Source organism: Chryseobacterium lathyri, assembly GCF_019970085.1.
GTDB lineage: Bacteria > Bacteroidota > Bacteroidia > Flavobacteriales > Weeksellaceae > Chryseobacterium > Chryseobacterium lathyri.
In genome coordinates this window covers 231,388-252,567 of the sequence record NZ_JAHXYG010000005.1, presented here as the reverse complement: position 1 = coordinate 252,567, position 21,180 = coordinate 231,388, and the positions used below count along the sequence as shown (strand labels likewise).

General features: G+C 30.6%; 20 protein-coding genes. All 20 read left to right on the top strand.

What is annotated here, in order from left to right:
* Positions 1–22: 22 nt before the first annotated feature.
* Positions 23–841, top strand: a complete 819-nt coding sequence (locus tag LC418_RS17070) for a polysaccharide biosynthesis/export family protein (protein WP_223560026.1) — start codon at positions 23–25, stop codon at positions 839–841.
* Between the two features lie 308 nt (positions 842–1,149).
* Positions 1,150–3,507: a GumC family protein gene (locus LC418_RS17065; RefSeq protein ID WP_223560025.1), complete on the top strand. Its 2,358-nt coding sequence runs from the start codon at positions 1,150–1,152 to the stop codon at positions 3,505–3,507.
* A gap of 2 nt (positions 3,508–3,509) precedes the next feature.
* Positions 3,510–4,508: a mannose-1-phosphate guanylyltransferase gene (locus tag LC418_RS17060; protein WP_223560024.1), complete on the top strand. Its 999-nt coding sequence runs from the start codon at positions 3,510–3,512 to the stop codon at positions 4,506–4,508.
* 67 nt (positions 4,509–4,575) lie between these two features.
* Positions 4,576–5,634 (top strand): GDP-mannose 4,6-dehydratase, encoded by a 1,059-nt coding sequence (gene gmd, locus LC418_RS17055; protein ID WP_223560023.1) that lies wholly within the window; start codon positions 4,576–4,578, stop codon positions 5,632–5,634.
* A gap of 6 nt (positions 5,635–5,640) precedes the next feature.
* Positions 5,641–6,714, top strand: coding sequence for a GDP-L-fucose synthase family protein (locus tag LC418_RS17050; protein WP_223560022.1), 1,074 nt, complete (start codon positions 5,641–5,643; stop codon positions 6,712–6,714).
* Complete coding sequence (gene wzx, locus LC418_RS17045; RefSeq protein WP_223560021.1) at positions 6,714–8,072, top strand: O-unit flippase-like protein; 1,359 nt, start codon at positions 6,714–6,716, stop codon at positions 8,070–8,072. Before LC418_RS17050 ends, wzx begins: the two co-directional genes overlap by 1 nt.
* Complete coding sequence (locus LC418_RS17040) at positions 8,065–9,099, top strand: EpsG family protein (protein ID WP_223560020.1); 1,035 nt, start codon at positions 8,065–8,067, stop codon at positions 9,097–9,099. Before wzx ends, LC418_RS17040 begins: the two co-directional genes overlap by 8 nt.
* A 4-nt stretch (positions 9,100–9,103) precedes the next feature.
* Complete coding sequence (locus LC418_RS17035; protein ID WP_223560019.1) at positions 9,104–9,988, top strand: glycosyltransferase family 2 protein; 885 nt, start codon at positions 9,104–9,106, stop codon at positions 9,986–9,988.
* Complete coding sequence (locus tag LC418_RS17030) at positions 9,975–10,544, top strand: acyltransferase (RefSeq protein ID WP_223560018.1); 570 nt, start codon at positions 9,975–9,977, stop codon at positions 10,542–10,544. The genes LC418_RS17035 and LC418_RS17030 overlap by 14 nt, the downstream gene beginning before the upstream one ends.
* Positions 10,544–11,413, top strand: a complete 870-nt coding sequence (locus LC418_RS17025; RefSeq protein WP_223560017.1) for an alpha-1,2-fucosyltransferase — start codon at positions 10,544–10,546, stop codon at positions 11,411–11,413. Before LC418_RS17030 ends, LC418_RS17025 begins: the two co-directional genes overlap by 1 nt.
* A 25-nt stretch (positions 11,414–11,438) precedes the next feature.
* The gene (locus LC418_RS17020) at positions 11,439–12,305 is read left to right on the top strand and encodes a glycosyltransferase (protein ID WP_223560016.1); all 867 of its coding nucleotides are present in this window, start codon (positions 11,439–11,441) and stop codon (positions 12,303–12,305) included.
* 3 nt (positions 12,306–12,308) lie between these two features.
* Positions 12,309–13,445, top strand: a complete 1,137-nt coding sequence (locus tag LC418_RS17015; protein WP_223560015.1) for a hypothetical protein — start codon at positions 12,309–12,311, stop codon at positions 13,443–13,445.
* A gap of 11 nt (positions 13,446–13,456) precedes the next feature.
* Complete coding sequence (locus tag LC418_RS17010) at positions 13,457–14,605, top strand: glycosyltransferase family 4 protein (RefSeq protein WP_223560014.1); 1,149 nt, start codon at positions 13,457–13,459, stop codon at positions 14,603–14,605.
* 1 nt (position 14,606) lies between these two features.
* On the top strand, positions 14,607–15,503 hold the full coding sequence (locus LC418_RS17005; RefSeq protein ID WP_223560013.1) for an NAD-dependent epimerase/dehydratase family protein: 897 nt from the start codon (positions 14,607–14,609) through the stop codon (positions 15,501–15,503).
* Positions 15,500–16,465 carry an MraY family glycosyltransferase gene (locus LC418_RS17000; protein ID WP_223560012.1) on the top strand — a complete coding sequence of 322 codons (966 nt, stop codon included), beginning with the start codon at positions 15,500–15,502 and terminating at the stop codon, positions 16,463–16,465. Before LC418_RS17005 ends, LC418_RS17000 begins: the two co-directional genes overlap by 4 nt.
* 9 nt (positions 16,466–16,474) lie before the next feature.
* The gene (gene rfbC, locus LC418_RS16995; protein ID WP_223560011.1) at positions 16,475–17,020 is read left to right on the top strand and encodes a dTDP-4-dehydrorhamnose 3,5-epimerase; all 546 of its coding nucleotides are present in this window, start codon (positions 16,475–16,477) and stop codon (positions 17,018–17,020) included.
* 94 nt (positions 17,021–17,114) lie between these two features.
* Positions 17,115–18,416 carry a 30S ribosomal protein S12 methylthiotransferase RimO gene (rimO, locus tag LC418_RS16990; RefSeq protein ID WP_111956606.1) on the top strand — a complete coding sequence of 434 codons (1,302 nt, stop codon included), beginning with the start codon at positions 17,115–17,117 and terminating at the stop codon, positions 18,414–18,416.
* A 377-nt stretch (positions 18,417–18,793) separates the two neighbouring features.
* Positions 18,794–19,447: a hypothetical protein gene (locus tag LC418_RS16985; protein ID WP_223560010.1), complete on the top strand. Its 654-nt coding sequence runs from the start codon at positions 18,794–18,796 to the stop codon at positions 19,445–19,447.
* 24 nt (positions 19,448–19,471) lie between these two features.
* Positions 19,472–20,173, top strand: coding sequence for a hypothetical protein (locus LC418_RS16980; protein WP_111956610.1), 702 nt, complete (start codon positions 19,472–19,474; stop codon positions 20,171–20,173).
* 601 nt (positions 20,174–20,774) lie between these two features.
* Positions 20,775–21,146 (top strand): septal ring lytic transglycosylase RlpA family protein, encoded by a 372-nt coding sequence (locus tag LC418_RS16975; protein WP_048502358.1) that lies wholly within the window; start codon positions 20,775–20,777, stop codon positions 21,144–21,146.
* Positions 21,147–21,180: the final 34 nt, after the last annotated feature.

The following is a 21,180-nucleotide window of genomic DNA, read 5'->3' as shown; positions in this document are numbered from 1 at the left end:
TATATTTGTACAATTTAAGAATATGAAAAGTAAAATATTGGTTGTATTAACTGCGCTTTGGTTGGTGTCTTGCAAAACGAATCCAAATGCGAAAAATGACCTAAATTATATGCAGAATATAGAAAAGGTAGCTATTGAATCATCTTCCAGAAATTCTAATAATACAATACAAGTTGGTGATCAATTGGTAATATTGATTACTGCTAAAGATATGGATGTTGTAAAACCGTTCAATCAAAACTACTCTTCATCTGAGATTATCCAAACAAATGCCTTCGCTGGTGGAAATACTCCAAATCAAGGAGTTACAAGTATTTCAGGGCCTACCTATATTGTTGATAATAATGGTGAAATAGATTTTCCAGTGTTAGGTAAAATTAATACAAATAATAAAACATTAATTGAACTTAAAGATGAATTAAGAAGAGAATTGAGTCAGTTTATTATTAATCCTACTGTAAATATAAGGCTTGCAAATTTTAAAGTCACTGTTTTGGGAGAAGTAAATAAACAAGGAGATTACACTATTTCCAGTGGACAGGCTACTGTTTTAAATGCATTAGGTTTAGCGGGGGACCTAACTATATATGGAAAAAGAGATGATGTATTGGTAATAAGAACTGAAAATGGATTAGTGACTCATGGAAGAATTAATCTTAAGGATGCCAATATGATTAATTCTCCTTACTTTAATTTAAAACAGGGCGATGCTATTATTGTAGCAGCTACCAATGTAAAAGATCTGGCAGCTAAACAAAATCCAAATACAGGGATTTACTTAACAGCATTTTCAATTGCAATTACAGCGGCAGCTGTTGTTGTAAGTTTAATAAAAAAATAAATTATAGTAAATTAATTGATTATAGCGTTGAGGTTGATATTTTGATTTTTGAGCTGACAAATTAGAAGTAGAAATGAAGATGAAATAGTTATTTTAGATAAAACTAATCTGAAGATAAAAGTATGATTCTATTTTATTGTAGTTTCCCATCATGATTTTTTTAAGCTCAATTTTGGGATACTAAAGAGAATGCTTTTATCTATGAAGCTAAGCTTGTATAGATAGAATTTAATTGATTCGAGATAATATATAAAAATACAAAAGAGTATTTACTTAACAAGGTGAAAACACAATTTTAAATTTAGATAATGGATAATCCAACTGCAGAGGAATCAAAAGAAATAAATATTCAAGAAATAACAAAGCCCTACTTGAAAAGATGGTTTTGGTTTATAATTATTCCCATAATATCTTTAATTATAACTTATTTCTATTTAAAGCTAGCAACTCCAATATATAATATTAAGTCATCTGTACTTATAAAAGATGCTAAAAAAGTACCCTCTGTAGCGGGCGACTTCGGTGTTTTACAGGATTTATCAGGCCTTGGGGGTATGGGAACAAATAGTATTGAAAATGAGATAGAGATCTTTAAGTCTAAAAAATTAATGGAGCAGGTGGTCAATAAATTAAGGTTACACACATCAATATATTCAAAGTATAATTTTAGATCAAAAGAACTTTATAAAGATACATCCCCAGTAATAATTCAGGTCATTAACGAAAAGCTCTATGAGAAAGGACCTAAAGAGCCTATTTCTATCAAAATTTCGGGACAAAATGTAATTTTGAGTAGTAAAGAATTACCTGAAATTGAAACTCAATTTAATAGAACTATTAGTCTACCCTATGCAAATTTGATAATTTTAAAAAATCCAAACTTTAATAAAATAAAAGCAAAGGAAATAGGAGAATTATACTTTACTTATTCTACAGTTGAAAATTGTGTAGATGGTTTACAGAAGATGCTAAAGGTAAGTTTATTAAATAAAGATGCTACTGTCATTGGGTTATCTTTAGATTATTCTAACATAGATAAAGCGAAAGATATTGTTAATAGCCTTGTGGGTGCATATAATAATGAAGCCATTTATGATAAAAATTCAGAATCCAAGAAAACAAAAGACTTTATTGATGAGAGAATTAATATAATATCAACTGAACTTGGGCAAGTAGAAAATGAAAAGGAAGATTTTAAGGCTGCTAATAATATTACTGACATAGCTACTGAAGTGAAGATTAATCTTGAAACTTCGGCTGAGGCTAGGGCAAAACAAATTGATTTGGAATCTCAACTTGAATTGACAAATAATTTAGTTGATTTTATGGGCAGGCAAAGTACTTCTCAAGTATTACCCTCTAACATTGGTTTAAATAATAGTACTGCTACTGCAAATATCACCGCTTATAATCAGCTAGTTTTAGAACGCAACAGATTGCTTGAAAATGCTACACCTCAAAATCCACTAATTATAGATTTAAATAAGCAGATATTAGCTTTGAAAGGATCTGTAATGGAAAGCTTAATTAAAAATAGAACAGGACTTCAATTGGCAAAGAGTCAATATGAGAGTGAACAAAATAAAATTAACTCGAAAATTACAAAAATTCCATCTCAGGAAAAGAAATTTAGAAGTATTGAAAGACAACAACAGATAAAAGAAAATCTTTATCTATTGTTATTAGAGAAAAGAGAAGAAACAGCAATTTCTTTAGCTGTTACTGCTGATAAAGCTAGAATTATAGATTATGCATATGCTTCTTCCAGACCTGTTGCTCCTAAAAAAAATATTTACTTAGGGGGAGCATTATTTATTGGATTATTGATACCTTTTGGTTTGATCTATGTAAGAGAGCTGCTGAATAATAAAGTCAAATCAAAGCATGATTTAGAATTCCTATCCCGAGGTAAGGCTGTAATAGGTGAGATTCCTAGTCTCAATAAAGGGCAAGATGAACTGATAAAACTTAATGATCTCTCACCTTTAGCCGAAGCATTTAGGATTCTAATTACAAATATGAATTTTATGCTTCCAAAAAAGGAAAAGGCAAAAATAGTTTTTGTTACATCTACTGTAAAAGGTGAAGGAAAGACATTTATTTCTGTTAATTTAGCCCTTACCCTTGCAACACCAAGTAAAAAGGTACTTATAATTGGCTCTGATATTAGAAATCCTCAACTTCAGAGATATAATACGGCAAGAAAAGGATTATTAGGGCTCACTGAATATTTGTACGATAGTAAGGTAGACATTAGTAAAATTGTTCATTTATCAACATTTAACCCTTATCTTGATGTCATTTATTCTGGAAGTATACCTCCTAATCCTACAGAGCTTCTTACGAATGGTAGATATGAACAATTAGTTAGTGAATTACAAGATAGTTATGATTATATAATATTAGATACAGCGCCTTTAATGTTAGTTACTGATTCTTTCCTAATCGCTGAAATGGCTGATGTAACATTATATGTGTCAAGATCTGGTTATACAGAGAAAGCATTAATGGAATTTGCAAATAACAGTATTGATTCAGGAAAAATAAAAAATGTTGCGTTTGTATTGAATGATGTAAATAAAGACTTTTTAGGCTACGGTAATAAATATGGTTATGGATATAATGCTGAGGAAACAAAATGGTGGCAAAAAATATTTAATAAATAAAAATGTCTATAATAAATGTTATTTTAAGTGGTGGAATAGGTTCAAGGCTTTGGCCTCTTTCGCGAAAACGGAATCCTAAACAATACCTTAAGATATTTCAAGGTGAATCTTTGTTTAGTTTAACAATTAATAGAAATAAAAATTTTGTTGATAGTTTAACAATTATATCAAATTCGGATCATTTTAAAATTGGAGAAGAATGGCTTAGAGATATATGTATACCTGTGCAATCAATTATAGAATCTATTCCGCGTAACACTGCTGCTGCTGTTGCTTTGGCTTGTCTTGCTGCTAAGCCGGAAGACATTTTGTTGGTGACCCCTTCGGATCATATAATTGATTGTGCTCCCTCTTATGAAAATGCTGTTCAAGAGGCGATTTTATTAGCTACGCAAGGGTACATTGCGACATTTGGGATTAAGCCTAATAAACCTGAAACTGGATACGGGTATATTGAATACAAGGGTAATGATGTTTTAAGATTTCGAGAAAAACCAAATAGAGAGACTGCTATAGAGTTCGTTAAAAGTGGAAATTTTATGTGGAATAGTGGCATGTTTTGTTTTAAAGCCCAAACAATGCTTGATGAACTGCTCTTTCATGCTCCTGAAATATTAGATACTGCAAAAAATGCGTGGGACAATAAGGTTGATAGTACTTCTATATCTGCAGAGCTAATGAAGATTATCCCATCAAGAAGTATAGATTATGCTGTGATGGAGAAAAGTAAGAAAATAAAAATGGTTAAATCTGATTTTTTCTGGTCTGATTTAGGAACTTTTGATTCTTTATATGATTATCTTATAAAGAATGGACATTCAGTTGATGAAAATGGAAATATGTATATAGGAGATGAGAAAAAATTCGCCCAATTTATTGGATTTGAGAACTCTATAATTGTTGATACTTCAGATGCTATATTGGTCTTAAATAAAGAAAATTCTCAAGATGTCAAGTACATATATGAAAATCTTGAGAGAAAAAATCCTGGCTTAACATAGCTTTAAAAACTCTCTGAACTAAATAAGCTTTAAATAATTAATAATAAATATAATTTAGAACACAAATATGGGGAAAATAGCACTAATTACCGGAATTACTGGACAAGATGGATCCTTTTTAGCTGAATTTTTGATTGAAAAAGGGTATGAAGTTCATGGCATTATACGTCGTTCATCATCTTTTAATACTGATCGAATAGAACATCTTTATTTTGATGAATGGGTAAAGGATATGCATCAATCTAGATCGATAAATTTGCATTATGGGGATATGACAGATTCTAGCTCATTAATGAGAGTTATACAGCTTACCCAGCCTGACGAAATTTATAATTTGGCCGCTCAGAGCCACGTTAAAGTTAGTTTTGATGTACCAGAATATACTGCTGAAACAGATGCTGTAGGAACATTGAGGCTTTTAGAAGCTATAAGAATTTTAGGAATGGAAAAAAAGACTAAAATATATCAAGCCTCTACATCTGAATTATTTGGCTTAGTTCAAGAAGTTCCTCAAAAAGAAACTACACCTTTCTATCCTAGAAGTCCATATGGCGTTGCTAAGCAATATGGTTTTTGGATTACAAAAAATTATAGAGAATCCTATGGTATGTTCGCGGTAAATGGTATCCTTTTTAATCATGAAAGCGAAAGAAGAGGAGAGAATTTTGTCACAAGAAAAGTAACACTTGCTGTAGCTAGAATTGTTCATGACTTGCAAAAAAAGCTTTATATGGGGAATCTTGACTCCTTAAGAGATTGGGGATATGCTAAAGATTATGTAGAATGTATGTGGCTTATGCTTCAGCATGATAGACCTGAAGATTTTGTTATTGCAACAGGGGAAATGCATACAGTACGTGAATTTATTACTAAAGCTTTTAAAGTTGCAGGCATTGAAATACACTGGGAGGGAACAGGAGTTGATGAAAAAGGTATAGATAATGCTTCGGGAAAAATTCTAGTTGAAGTAGATCCTAAATATTTCAGACCTGCTGAAGTTGAACAACTTTTGGGAGATCCTACTAAAGCCAAAACAATATTAGGATGGAATCCGACAAGAACATCATTTGATGAACTTATAGAGATCATGGTTAAACATGATTTAGAATATGTAAAAAAGAGTTAGGCGAATATGGAAAAGGATAGTAAAATATATATAGCAGGGCATAAAGGCTTGGTTGGCTCTGCAATTTGGAAAAAACTTTCTGAAGCTGGCTATTCAAATTTGATTGGAAAAACTTCTAAAGAGCTTGATTTAATGGATGCTGCTGCAACAGCAACTTTTTTTGAAGAAGTGAAACCCGAATATGTTTTTCTAGCTGCTGCTTATGTTGGGGGAATTATGGCTAATAATAAATATAGAGCCGACTTTATATATAAAAACTTACAAATTCAGCAAAACATAATTTACCAATCTTATAAACACAATATTAAAAAACTTCTTTTCTTAGGAAGTACATGCATTTACCCCAAAAATGCTCATCAGCCTATAAGTGAAAATGAACTTCTCACAGATATATTGGAATATACTAATGAACCTTATGCTATTGCAAAGATAGCAGGAATTAAGCTTTGTGAAAGTTTTAATATCCAGTATGGGACAAATTTTATTTCCGTAATGCCTACAAATCTTTATGGTCCTAATGATAATTTTGATTTGGAGAAAAGTCATGTTCTTCCAGCCATGATTAGAAAAATACATCTAGCATATTCATTAATGAATGATAATTGGGAGGCTGTTCGTAAAGATTTAAATAGAAGACCAATTGAGAGTATTTCAGGTTCTGATAGCAATCAGAGTATCGAAAATATTTTGTCACAGTATGGAATCTATAAAGACAGAGTTGAACTATGGGGGACTGGTAAACCTATGAGAGAATTTTTGTGGAGTGAGGATATGGCTGATGCATGTGTATTTTTAATGCAAAATATTAATTTCAATGATGTTATAGAAGGAGTAGGAGAAGTTAGGAATACTCATATTAACATTGGTACAGGTAAAGATATTACTATTCACAATTTGTCCAATTTAATTGCGAAAGAAGTAGGTTTTGTAGGTAATATTGTCTTTGATTCTTCTAAACCTGACGGGACAATGAGAAAACTGGTAGATGTGTCAAAGTTGAATTCTTTAGGATGGAAGCATACCGTTGAGATTGAAAATGGAATTAAAGAGATTTACAATTGGTATATTAATAATTTGTAATGAATATCGGAAGAAGTGATATTGTTTGGAATTATTTAGCAACTTTTTTTAAGATTGCTTCTTCTGCCTTACTACTGCCCGTTATTTTAAATAAAATGCCGGCAGAAACTGTAGGAATATGGACTGTATTTATTTCTATTACGGCATTTTCTTATCTTTTGGATTTTGGCTTCAATCCATCCTTTGCCAGAAACGTTACTTATGTTTTTAGTGGAGTGAAAAAATTACAATCAAATGGTTTTGAAAGTAATTTATCGGAAAACGAAATAAGCTATCCTTTATTAAAAGGTCTAATCATTGCAATGCGGTGGTTTTATGCTAGACTGGCTGTTATATGTTTAATTCTATTATCTATACTAGGAACCTTTTATATTTTTACATTACTTAAAAAATATAATGGATCTCATTCTGAAGTTTATATTTCTTGGGCAATTTTGTGTGCTATAACATCTTATAATTTATACACACTTTATTATGATTCCCTCTTGGAGGGAAGAGGTATGATAAAAAGATTAAAACAAATTAATGTCATCGGACAAATTTGTTATCTGGTATGTGCAGCGATTTTAATCTGGATGAATTTTGGGCTTATTGCTATTGTTTCAGCTCAGTTGTTATCCGTTTTGATAATACGTTTTTTTTCTTATCGCAGTTTTTACGATGCTGAAATAACAAAAAAATTACAAGCATGTAAAGGAAGTCCTCAAAAAGATATACTTAACTCTATTTTTCCTAATGCTGTGAAAATGGGTTTAACCTCATTAGGTGGATTTATGGTAACTAAGTCTTCTCTTATTATCGGGTCGTTTTATTTAACGTTAAATGATATAGCATCTTACGGTATAACAATACAGTTGGTAAGTGTTGTTTCAGGATTAGGTAGTATATATATACTAACTTTTATACCTAAAATAGTAGACTCTAGAGTTAAAAATAATATAGATTTTATTAGCTTAATTTATAAACGTGGTATTATTTTTCTGCTTTTTACTTATTTCGCATGTGGATTTATGATAATCGTGGCGGGACCTTACATTTTAGAAATCTTAAATAGTAAAACTCACTTAATGTTGTCTTCACTGATAGCACTGCTTTTATTTTCGTCATTATTAGAAACAAATGTATCTATGGCTGGAGCTATACTTGTAACTAAAAACTCTGTTCCTTTTTTCAGAGCATCACTTCTCTCAGGGCTGGCAATTGTAGTTGGGTTATTACTCTATTTTATTTTTTTTGAAAAAAATGTTTTAGGAATGATTCTAATCCCTTTTATAGTAACTTTAGTTTATCAGGGCTGGAAATGGCCGTATGAGGTATTAAAAGATTTGAAAATAATTAAAAAAAATAAGAATGGCTGAAGTAATTATAATTTCTTATTTTTTTCTAAGTTTTATTTCTTTATTTAGTATTTTGGAATATAAAACATTCCCGGTAAAAAACTTTTTGATTTTTTTTGTGGCCGTAAGTCTAATTCTCATTGCTGCTTTAAGACCTCCATTTTTTGACAGGGATTATGGTTTATATTATTTTATGTTTTTAGATCAATATGAAACAGAATCAAAAGAACCTTCATTTAATTTTATTTTATTTTTCGTAAAACAATTTTTAAAACCTGATTTTGATTATTTTGTTCTGATATATGCTATTCTGGGAGTAGGTACTAAAGTTTATGCTATAAAAAAATATAGTGAATTTCCTTTATTATCACTATTAGTATATTTTTCATATTTGTTTTTGCTACAGGATATGACCCAAATTAGAGCTGGAGTAGCCTGCGGTTTAATTTTATTATGCATAAAACCTCTACAGGATAGAAATTGGAAACTCTTTTTAACTTTAGCTTTAGTAGCATTTCTATTTCATTATTCTGCTTTTTTTGTGTTTCTATTTTGGTTTATAAATCCTACAAAAATTAATAAAAAAGTTTACGCATTCTTGATTCCAGTATCTTATATAGTGTCTAGTGTGTCATCTGGAACACTAGCAATGGTTCAAGACTATCTTCCTCTTTTTATGCAAAAAAAAGTAAATGCTTATGATTTCATAGATGGTACCGAATTAAATATTTTTAATGCATGGCAGCTGATGAGAATTGCAATAGCCTACTTTGCACTTTATCATTTAGATAAATTGGAGCGATTGAATAAATACAGTATACTGCTGTTTAAATTTTATATTTTTAGTATTTGTACATTTGCACTATTGTCCTTTAACCCTGTTTATGCAGGACGAATATCAGATTTATTTATAGCAGGGGATATTCTTTTCATTCCAATAGTTTTCTCTGTTTTAACACCTAAATTGTTAGGGAGAATCATTGTAATTGTGATAAGTTTCGCATATTTTTATTTAAACTTTTTTTATATAGGTATTTTTAAACCTTAAACAAATGATGGAAGTATCAATTATTATTATTAATTATAATACAGAAGAATTGCTGAAAAAATGCATAGCTTCGATAATTTGTAAGACAGAAAATTTAGTATACGAAATTATCGTAGTAGACAATCATTCTGAAAATAGCCCTCATAAAATGTTAGCAGAAAATTTTCCAGATGTAATTTTTGTACCCAGCACAGAAAATCTAGGTTTTGGAAAAGCAAATAATTTAGGAGCATCATATGCAACAGGAAAGTATTTATTTCTTTTAAATAGTGACACTATCTTGATTAATAATGCGATTAAAGTGTTATTTGATTATAAAGAAAAAGATATAAGGAAAGAAATAGGTGTTTGTGGAGGAAATTTATTTACACAAGATATGAAACCGAATTTTTCTTTCTCTATGTATTACCCTTCTTTATACTCGATAATAGCCTATCGTCTTCATTTATCATTTTTATTGAATAATGAAATCTTTAATTTTATAGGTACACCAAAAGAAGTTTCTATAATAATTGGAGCAGATCTCTTCATGGAAAGAAAATTATTTAATGATCTAAATGGTTTTGATCCGGCGTTTTTTATGTATGTAGAAGATGGAGAATTACAACTTAGAATAAAAAAGAAAGGTTTAAAAATGATGTCTGTTCCGGAAGCAGAAATTATCCATTTACAGGGAGCATCTTCAAGTACTTTTTTCAAAATGAAAACTGAGTTTGATAGTTATTTTTACTATTTCAAAAAACAGTTTAACAGAAAAAGTCAAAGTAGGTATAAGAACATCGAGCTTTTTTCAAATTCTCTCAAATTGTTTTACTTTATCTTGATAAATAATAAGTCCAAGAAAAAAGATTATTTAGATATCCTAAAATATATTTATGCAAAACAATAATTCAAAATTGTATAAAATTCTTCACAATCCTATCTTGTATATGTTAACTTTTCTAAGACTTTTAGGGAATGTTTTGCTATATCCGGTTAATATCATTTTATTTAAAAAAATAGGTTTTTTATCATATGTATCACTAAGAAGTTCAATAAGAAATCATAAAAATATTAAAATAGGAAAAAAAGTACAGATTAACCCTTTTGTTACTTTATGGCCTATTAAATTAGATATAGGTAATAATACACAAATTAATCCGGGAACAGCGGTCTACGGAATAGTCTCAATAGGTGAGAATGTAATGATTGCACCTAATTGTATGATTGCAGGAGGAAATCATATGTTTTCACAAACCGACATACCTATGATCCAACAAGGCTCAAGTGAATATGGTATTATAATTGAAGATGATGTTTGGATAGGTGCAAATTCTGTGATTACTGATGGTGTTATTATAAAAAAAGGAAGTATAATTGCGGCAGGAGCTGTAGTAACAAAAAATACCGAACTAAATTCTATAAATGCTGGAGTACCTTCAAAAATTATAAAATACAGAAAATAATGATTTATGTAAAAATATCCGGAGGGTTAGGTAACCAACTTTTTCAGTATGCATTTGGTCAATATGCTGCTGGAATATTGAATACGGAGGTTAAATATTTTTCACAAACTAGAATAGATAATAAAAATTTCACTAAAAGAGAGCTTGATATTCAACAGTTTGATCTGCCAATTCTTTTTGAAGATGATTTTGATGAAAATTTATATTATAGATCTAAAGGAGCTTTAAGGTCAATTGAACGTAAGTTAATTCAAAAACTTCCTTTTCTTAATCGTAAACATAGAGTACAAAATGTGCACATTCATAGCCCAGAAGTGTATATAAATAATCATTGTTATTATGATGGTTATTGGCAGAATGAAATGTATCCAAATTATATTTTCAAATTGTTAAAGGATAAGATTAAACTTGATTCTAAATCTTCTATTAAGCTTGAAAATTTAATTTTAAGAATTAAGAATTCAAACTCTGTAAGTATTCATATCAGAAGAGGTGATTATATAAATATAAAAGCTAATGCTAAAATTTTTCAAATATGTACCAATGATTATTATAATAGATCAATTAAGTTTATTAAAGAAAAAGTAGATAATCCTATCTTTTTTATTTTTACTGAAGATAAGGAATGGGCAAGGGAGAATTTTAAAGGAGATGAATTTTATTTTGTTGATGGAAACACTGCGATTGAAGATATGTTGCTTATGAGCATGTGTGAGAATCAAATTATAGCAAACAGTACTTTCAGTTGGTGGGCTGCATGGTTAAATTCAAACGAGACCAAAATAGTAATAGCGCCAGAAGATTGGTATGTTAATTTTTTAAAAGATAATGTACAGCATTTTATTCCTAACAATTGGGTTAGATTATAATGATTGGTAAGTATAAATTAAAAATATGAATGAGAACATTTTAGTTTCAATTGCAATTCCGTTATTTAATGCAGAGAAGTTTTTAAGTTTTACCTTAGATTCTATTTTGAACCAAACATATAAAAATTTTGAATTAATTATTACTGATGATGGTAGTACAGACAGATCTATAGAAATTGTAAATTTGTATAATGATCCAAGAATAAAATTGTATATTGATGGTATGAATAAAGGAATATCTTTCCGGCTTAATCAGCAGATTGATTTGGCCAAGGGGAAATATTTTATAAGAATGGATGCAGACGATATTATGTTTGAAGATCGTATAGAAAAACAGATAAAATTTCTAGAAAATAATCCAGATGTAGATGTGGTAGGTTCCTCAGCGGTAATAATAGGAGATGATAATGAAATCATTGGATATAGATCGGCTTATATTCCCAAATCATATGATGAAGCCTTGAAAAAATCTACGTTTATACACCCTACAGTAGCAGGTAAAACAAAGTGGTTTCGGAAGTATAAATACGATGAGGGACTCATTGGAGCGGAAGATTTTGATTTGTGGCTTAGAAGTAGAGAGTTCTCAGTATTTCAAATAATAAAAGAACCCTTACTTTTTTACAGAGATCCATTAAAATTTAAGCTTAAAACATATAACTTTCGTTTAAAACAGCAAAGAAAAATTTTTAGTAAAGATAATTATTTGAAAAAAAATAATATTAAACAGAAGAAAATAATTTTGATTTCATATATAAAAAGTTTTTTAGCTTTTTCTATAAGTATAGTTGGACTGGATAACTATTATATTGCTAAGAGAAATTCGAATTCAGATATTAATATGGCTCTTAAATATGAAGAAATTTTAAAAAAAATGTTGACTAAACATTAAAATATGAAAATAAAAACACATTTGATTTTTTGTTACATTTTATTAGCAAGCTTTTTTAGTTGCCAGGATCCTTCTTTCACATATAAAGATCCTTCCAAATCATTGCTTAATACTTACAAATCCAGAATGCTAATTGATAACAAAAAAAATTATAATATTATATATTATGATTTAACCCAATCTTTGCCAGCAAATTATTCTAAAAATGGAGATGTAGATTATACAGACATTATTCAAAACGTTTTAAATGAGAAAAGGAATGTCAAATTTCCTAATTTCCCATTGCTTATCAACAGTAAAGGACTTTATTTAAGAAGTAATTCTAATATTTATTTTCAACCTCAATCTGTAATTTTAACAAAACCAGATAGCTCACCTAAAGAAGATATTGGAAGTATTAAAGATTGGTATGATATCATACGAATTTATAATGTTGAAAATGTTATTATATATAATCCCAATATTATTGGCGACAGAAAAAAGCATATAGATAATAGAGGAGAGTGGGGGGCAGGAATAGGAATAAGAAATGCTAAAAAAGTTTCTGTTTATAATGCAAATATAAAAAATACTTGGGGAGAAGGACTTTTTATTGGTTCTGAAGATGGTGGATATTGTGAGGAAATCAATATTCGGGACTTGAGAGTAGATTTTGCAAGAAGAAATGGAGTTGCTGTTACTTCTGGAAAAAATATTTTTTTAGATAACATACTGGTTACAAATACTTACGGTACGAATCCAATGTTTGGTATTGATATAGAACCCAGCTGGCACAAAGATATTATCGACAATGTAAATCTTAAAAATATTATAACATTTAACAATAATAATGGCGGGCTCTATATTGTCCTTTTTGGTTTTTCAACAGATGATATAAAATATAGGAGAAATGTTAGTGTTAATATAGATAATTACTTCAGTGATGATTATAATTATCCTTTTGGATTTCTGACAAGTAAAGTGAAAAGTAAATATGAACCTACCGGAACTATCAATATTACAAACGGAAATTGGAAAATTTTAAAAGAAAGTTTTATAGATCTACAAAATGATAATAAAAAAGTTAAATTAAACATTAAAAATATATCGACGGTAGATTATAAAAATACAAAACGAACTCTTAATAGGAAAAACTACTAACAGAATATATTTTGGATAATCATAAAGTTCTTCACATTATAACTGTATCTTTTACAATTAATCATTTTTTTGGAAAACAGTTTAAATATCTTAGCAATAGAACAAATAATCGTTATTTTCTTGGATGTACACCATCAGAAGAGTTTTTTCAGCTGTCAGATTCTTTAGGATATGTGCCATTTCCTGTAAATGTTACAAGAAGTATTAGCCCGATTACAGATTTAGTAGCAATTTATAAGATCTATAAGTTTATACGTAAAAATAATATAGAAACTGTTGTAGGGCATACTCCAAAAGGTGGTATGGTTGCTATGATTGCTGCTTTTTTTGCCAGAACTGAAGATAGAGTGTATTTTAGACATGGCATTATTTATGAGACAAGTACAGGGTTAAAAAGACTTTTACTTAAAAATATTGACAGACTTTCAGGAACATTGGCTGCCAAAGTTGTTTGCGTAAGCCATTCTGTAAGAGAATTTAGTAATACTGATCGTTTAAATTCACCCTCTAAGAATATTATTTTAGGTTTGGGAACTTGTAATGGAATTGATACTGAAAATAAATTTAATCCTGAAAAACAAGACTTGTCATTAGTTAACCGTATTAGATCTGATATAAAAATTGATGAAAAAGATTTTGTAATCGGTTATGTTGGCAGGCTAGTTAAAGATAAAGGAATTAATGAGCTTATTGAAGCTTGGCAAATATTGAAATTAAAGTATGCGAATTTAAAGCTTCTTCTAGTTGGGCCGATTGAGGATAGAGATTCAATTAGTGAAGAATCAAAAAAAACTATTGAAAATGATCCTCTTATTATACATACTGGATTTGTATTAAACGCAGCACCATATTTTAATTTGATGGATATATTTGTGTTACCTACCTACCGTGAAGGTTTTCCAACTGTTTCTTTGGAAGCTTCTTCGATGAATTTGCCAGTACTAATTACTAAAGCAACCGGATGTACTGAGTCAATCATTGAGAATAAAACAGGGCTTTTTATAAAAAATGATTCTTCGGATATCATTCAAAAAATAGAATTTTATATTGAAAATCCAGACATGAAAAAACTTCATGGGTATGAGGGAAGGAATTTTGTACAACAAAATTTTGAAGAAACTAAAATATGGGATTTAATACATGAAAATTTAGGTTATTAAAATGAATATTATTATCACAGGAGTTTCCGGGTTTATAGGAGAAAATCTATCAAATTATTTAGTCGGGTGTGAATACAATCCCTCAAGATTGTCTTTGAGAAGCAATTGGAAGCTTGCAAATACTTCAGACGCTATAATTCACCTTGCAGGAAAAGCTCATGATACAGAAAATACTTCTTCAGATGAAGAATATTTTGAAGTAAACACAGAATTGACAAAAAAAATATTTGATGAATTCTTAGATTCCGAAATTAGTGATTTCATATATTTTAGCAGTGTAAAAGCAACAGCAGATACGGTTGAAGGAATTTTAGATGAAGATCACATATCTAATCCTCAGACGCCTTACGGAAAATCAAAACTTTTAGCAGAACAATATTTATTATCTAAAGATCTGCATGAAGGTCAAAGGTTATTCATCATTCGTCCATGTATGGTTCACGGTCCGGGAAATAAGGGAAACCTAAATCTTTTATATAAAGTAGTGGAGAAAGGAATTCCGTGGCCGTTGGCAGCATTTGAAAACGAACGCTCTTTTCTAAGTATTGATAATCTCAATTTCTTGATATTGCAAATACTTAAAGATAAAAATATTCAGTCAGGAATTTATAATTTTGCAGACGATGAAAGTATTTCTACAAATGATTTGATAGAAATTATAGGAAAGGCTTCAGGCAGAAAAAGCAAACTGTGGAGGTTGCCTTCCGGAATGATTACTGCAGCAGCAAAATTAGGTGATATATTAAAGTTGCCTTTAAATTCTGAAAGATTGAAAAAGCTAACGGAAAGTTATCAGGTTTCTAATGAAAAAATTAAAAATGCTTTGCGTATAAAAAAACTTCCTGTTTCTGCAGAAGAAGGACTTTTTAAAACAATAAAAAGCTTTAAAAACACATGATGGAATATATAATTATAATAATTATCTTATTTATTGTAATACTGTTATATTTTAAAATAGCTGATAAATATAATATTATTGACAAACCCAATCACAGAAGTGCACATACTCAGATTACATTAAGAGGAGGAGGGATTATTTTTCCTGTAGCATTTGTTATCTTTTGTTTATTCAACCTTAATGAAGCCGTACAGAACTATTGGTCCTTTGGATTAGGACTTTTGGCAATTTGTATCATTAGCTTTGTTGATGATGTTAAAACCTTATCAAATAAAATCAGACTTTCGGTTCATTTAATTTCGGTAATTCTGCTTTTGTATTTTACAGGAGCTTTTAGCCTAATGTCTTTTTGGGTTTGGCCTATTTTATTTGTTATGATAATAGGAACCTTGAATGCTTATAATTTTATGGATGGAATTAATGGAATGACAGGGATTTATAGTCTTATAACTTTAGGTTCATTAGCATATATTAATAAGAATATTATTCAGTTTACAGATGAAAATTTTATCGTATATCCGATTTTGGCATGTTTGGTTTTTTTGTTTTTTAATTTTAGAAAAAAAGCGAAATGTTTTGCAGGAGATGTCGGAAGTATGGGGATAGGCTTTTGGGTAATAGGCCTTGTCACACTCCTTATTATGAGAACAGGTGAATACAAATATATCCTGTTACTTTCAATTTATGGAATGGAAGTAGTTCTTACGATTACAGAAAGGATACTGTTAAAAGAAAATATTTTTGAAGCTCACAGGAGACATTTATATCAGCTTTTTGCCAATGAGAAAAAAGTTTCACATTTAATAATAAGTTCAGTTTATGCTATTTGTCAGTTATTAATCAATATATTTTTAATTTATTCACAATTTCCTATTTGGTTCATAATTTTGATTATATTTATTCCACTTGGAGGAATATATCTGAGCCTAAAATGGAAACTTAAAAAGGAATATAATTTATAGAAACATAAGATGAAAATAAAAGAAACACTCTTAAAAGATTGTTATATCATCGAGCCTACAATTTTTGAAGATGATAGAGGATACTTCTTTGAAAAGTATAATGAAAAAAAATTTGAAGAATTAACAGGAATGAATGGCCATTTTGTTCAGGATAACATTTCAAAATCTTCATATGGTGTGCTCAGGGGACTCCATTTACAGAAAGGAGAATATGCTCAGGCCAAACTAGTGTCATGCTTGGAAGGAAGAGTTTTTGATGTAGCAGTTGATTTGAGAGAAGATTCACCAACATTTGGAAAATGGTTCGGTATCGAATTGACTCCAGAGAATAAGCTTCAGCTTTATGTTCCCCGGGGATTCGGACATGGGTTTTCGGTTTTAAGCGAAACAGCTGTTTTTTCTTATAAATGTGATAACTTTTACAATAAAGAATCTGAAGGAAGTGTTATATGGAACGATCCGGATTTGAATATTGATTGGAAGCTTCCAATCGAATCTATCATACTTTCTGAAAAAGACAGAGTGCTCCCTAATTTTTCCGAGAAAAATTTTTAAATAATATATTGATAACCACTTTCCTAAAGTGGTTATTATTTTTTACACCTCACTCTTTTATATTTTGTATCTTTGCACACTCAAAATCAAAACGATGCGCACAAAATCTGTAGGGAAGAAGAAAATCAATGTGGTTACACTTGGATGCTCCAAGAATGTATATGATTCTGAAGTATTAATGAGTCAGCTGAAAGCAAATGGAAAGGAAGTGGTTCACGAAGGCCGCGGAGATATTGTAGTAATTAATACATGCGGATTTATTGATAATGCCAAGGAAGAATCAATTAATACAATTCTTGATTATGTAGACGCAAAAAACAGAGGTGAAGTCGAAAAAGTTTTTGTTACAGGCTGTCTTTCCGAAAGATACAAACCGGATCTTATTAAGGAAATTCCTGACGTAGATCAGTATTTCGGGACAAGAGATTTGCCCATTCTCCTAAAGCACCTTGGTGCAGATTATAAACATGAATTGGTAGGAGAAAGACTGACAACAACTCCCAAACATTATGCGTACCTCAAGATCTCAGAAGGTTGTGACCGACCTTGTTCTTTCTGTGCGATTCCTTTAATGAGAGGCGGACATATATCCACGCCTATCGAAAAATTGGTTTTGGAAACTCAAAAGCTTGCAAAAAAAGGAACAAAAGAGATTATTCTTATTGCGCAGGACCTTACTTATTATGGTCTGGACCTTTATAAAAAACGTGCGCTTGGAGAACTTTTAAAAGAGCTTGTAAAAGTTGAGGGGATAGAGTGGATCCGCCTTCATTATGCTTTTCCAAGTGGTTTCCCAGAAGATGTTCTTGATATTATCCGTGAAGAGCCTAAAGTTTGTAATTACATTGATATCCCTCTTCAGCATATCAATTCAGATCTGTTGAAATCAATGAAACGTGGAACAACTCATGAAAAAACAAATGCATTATTAGCTAAGTTTAGAGAAAAGGTTCCGGATATGGCTGTTAGAACTACCTTGATTGTAGGTTATCCGGGAGAAACAGAAGAAAGATTCCAGGAATTGAAAGACTGGGTAAGAGAGCAAAAATTTGACAGGTTGGGTTGCTTCACCTATTCTCATGAAGAAAATACAGGAGCTTATGTCTTAGAGGATGATATTCCACAGGAAGTGAAAGAAGCAAGAGTAGAAGAGATTATGGAGCTGCAATCACAGATTTCTTGGGAGAAGAATCAGGAGAAGATTGGAAAAACTTTCAGATGTATATTTGATCGAAAAGAAGGCAATTATTTTATAGGAAGAACAGAATTTGATTCACCTGACGTAGACAATACTGTTTTGGTTTCGGCCGATGAAACTTACATTTCTATAGGAGAATTTGCTGAAGTGAAAATTACTTCTGCAGAAGAATTTGACTTATATGGGGAGTTGATTTAACAATCTAGTCCTGTTGCAATTATAACAATTGTATGGCTTTAGCAGATAATTAAAAATATTAATAAAATTTAACATAATTAAAGTAGCTATTAATTTAATGATTAGGCTGATTTTCAGGTAGTTGGTGTTTTGCCTGGTAAAACTCTTTTATTTTTTTTATATAAAATGAATAAATTTGAAAATTATGTCTTAAATTTGCGCAATAAGCAATGTTTTAAAATCAAATGCTTCAATAAGTTATCTATCTAATAATGTTAAATAGGAACTTTAATGTTTAGCACAAGTTGGGATGCATGTCCCATTTGCAAATATTGATGGAAAATAATGTAATTTAAAATCTTTAAAAACTTATGAAAAAATTTTTATTAACAGCGACAATGCTCGTTGGCCTTTCGGCAGTTTCCAAGGCTCAGACAACGGGTCGTGTAGGTATTAACACAACTACACCAGCCGCAACACTAGACGTAGTAGCTAATACTACTGACAATGCTAGACCTGATGCCTTACTAGTCCCTCGTTTGTCAAGAGCTCAGTTAGCAGCTAAAGATGCAGCATATACGGCTGCTCAGAATGGTGCCCTTACATTTGTTACCACTTTAGATGGTAGTGCAGCTGGTAAGACAGTAAATGTAATTGGAACTGGCTTCTATTACTATGATGCTCCAAATTCTGTTTGGGTTGCTGTAGGTGGTGGTGGTTCAACACCTCCAAACTTCCAGATTCAGAAAGGTAGACTTCACTCTTTAAATGCTCCTATTACATGGGCATCGGATGATTATTCTGTCGTTACTACTGCTATGGGAGGAACTAGCCAGCTATTATTGCCTGCAGCCACGTCACTGCCATTAAACTCAGTAAGATGTGTATCTGCGAATGGCCCAGGTAACGTGGGTTGGGATCCTGCAGCGGTTCCAGGTATCACTAGAGGAATGAATAGCATACCATCAACGGTAACTTCAGGTGGATCTTTCTGCTTTATTGTAGTGAGTAATGCTGGTGTAAATAACTGGGGTATTCTTTCAGGTAGATAATAACAATCATTAAATTTTAAACAGATGAAAAAAATCATATTAGCACTGTTTGTATCACTAGGTACATTGGCCAGTGCACAGGCTTTATCTAACGGTGTAATTGCAAACACTTTCCCTAATGAAAACATTTTCTTAGATGCCTCTACAAATAACAATGCTGCAGTAAATGACGGTAAAGGTCTATTGTTTCCTACAACAGATCTAACAGCTTTTACATTTAAAGTAGCTAGTTTAGATGGTATTAACTTCCCTTCTGCTTATGATGGCATGATAGTTTTTAATATTGGTGTTGGTAACACGCTTACAAATGATGGCGTTGTTTCTACACCAGTAAGCCGTGGTTTCTATTATTTTGATAACCCTAATAAAAGTACTGATGTTACCGGAGGTAGATGGCTACCAATAGGAGGTGGTAATGCCAAATTTGACGTAACCGCTGCTGAAACAGCTACAAATACATTAGTAGCAAATAAGCAAGTTTACGCTATTAAAGGGACATTTAACGCAACAGGAAGTTCAACAGCTGTAAATATCCCAGCGCCGACGGGTATGACTGCTTTATATGGTATTACTATTTATAAAGCGGGTACAAACACTGTATATGACAGAAGCTTGTATTCTTATACAATTGCAACTACTGCAGGAAATGCAATTACAGGTTCGCCAAGTATGTCAGTGGTTTATCCTTCTGGAACATATGACTATGTAATAGAATATTTAAAATAAGATAATACTTATATCTAAATATAAATTAAAACCAATGAGAAATCATTGGTTTTTTGTTTTAATATGATGAAGTTTATTAATAAGAAGAATCCTTAATATTCAAAATCTCATTTGGTACTTAATTTGAATATGAAGAAGAATGTTTAAAATGAAGATTTTACTAATTATATTTTTTAAACATAGAAATTGATGTTTAATCCATTCTACTGTTAAAACCTTTGTTAAAATAAATATAGAGTGATATATGCTGTGCTCTTGTTGACTTCTATTAAGCGCTTCTGTCCATTTGATATCATAAAATTTTTATTTTTTCGAGTGAGCTGTACTTATATTTTAAATTTTCATTGAATATTTAAAATACTGATTATCAATTATTTGTATAGTTCATATTTTGAATTTTTTTGACAATAAGTTAATTATATTAACTTTTAGGTTGTTTTTTTAACGTTTTTTAACAGTGCTATCTAAAACCCCTGATAATAGGGACTTACAGCTCTTGTTAACATATAATTTTGTTTTCATTAACGGTTTTTAACATATGGAGTAGGGACTTAACAACATTCCTTATACTTTTGCTCCGTCAAAACCAATAAAATTCAAGATGATGAAAAGATTCATTCTCGTAATCATAATGATGATTTCAACCTTAGGTGTTTATTCTTTTACAGGTAATACCTTAGATGCGAAGAAAACAAGTTATGCATCGTACTACCACGATAAGTTTAATGGTAGAAAAACAGCAAGCGGAGAGATTTTTAGTAACTCAAAGTTCACTGCTGCAAACAGAACGCTTCCGTTTGGGACTAATATTAGAGTTACCAATCTGAACAATGGAAAACAGGTGATAGTGAAGATCAATGATAGAGGACCTTTCCATGCATCAAGAGCATTAGATATTTCTAAAGCTGCGTTCGATGAAATCGGGGATACCAATCGTGGTACCATTCCGGTTGAATATGAAATTGTCGACTAAATTTATGATTTAAATTTATAAAAGCCAGCTGAAT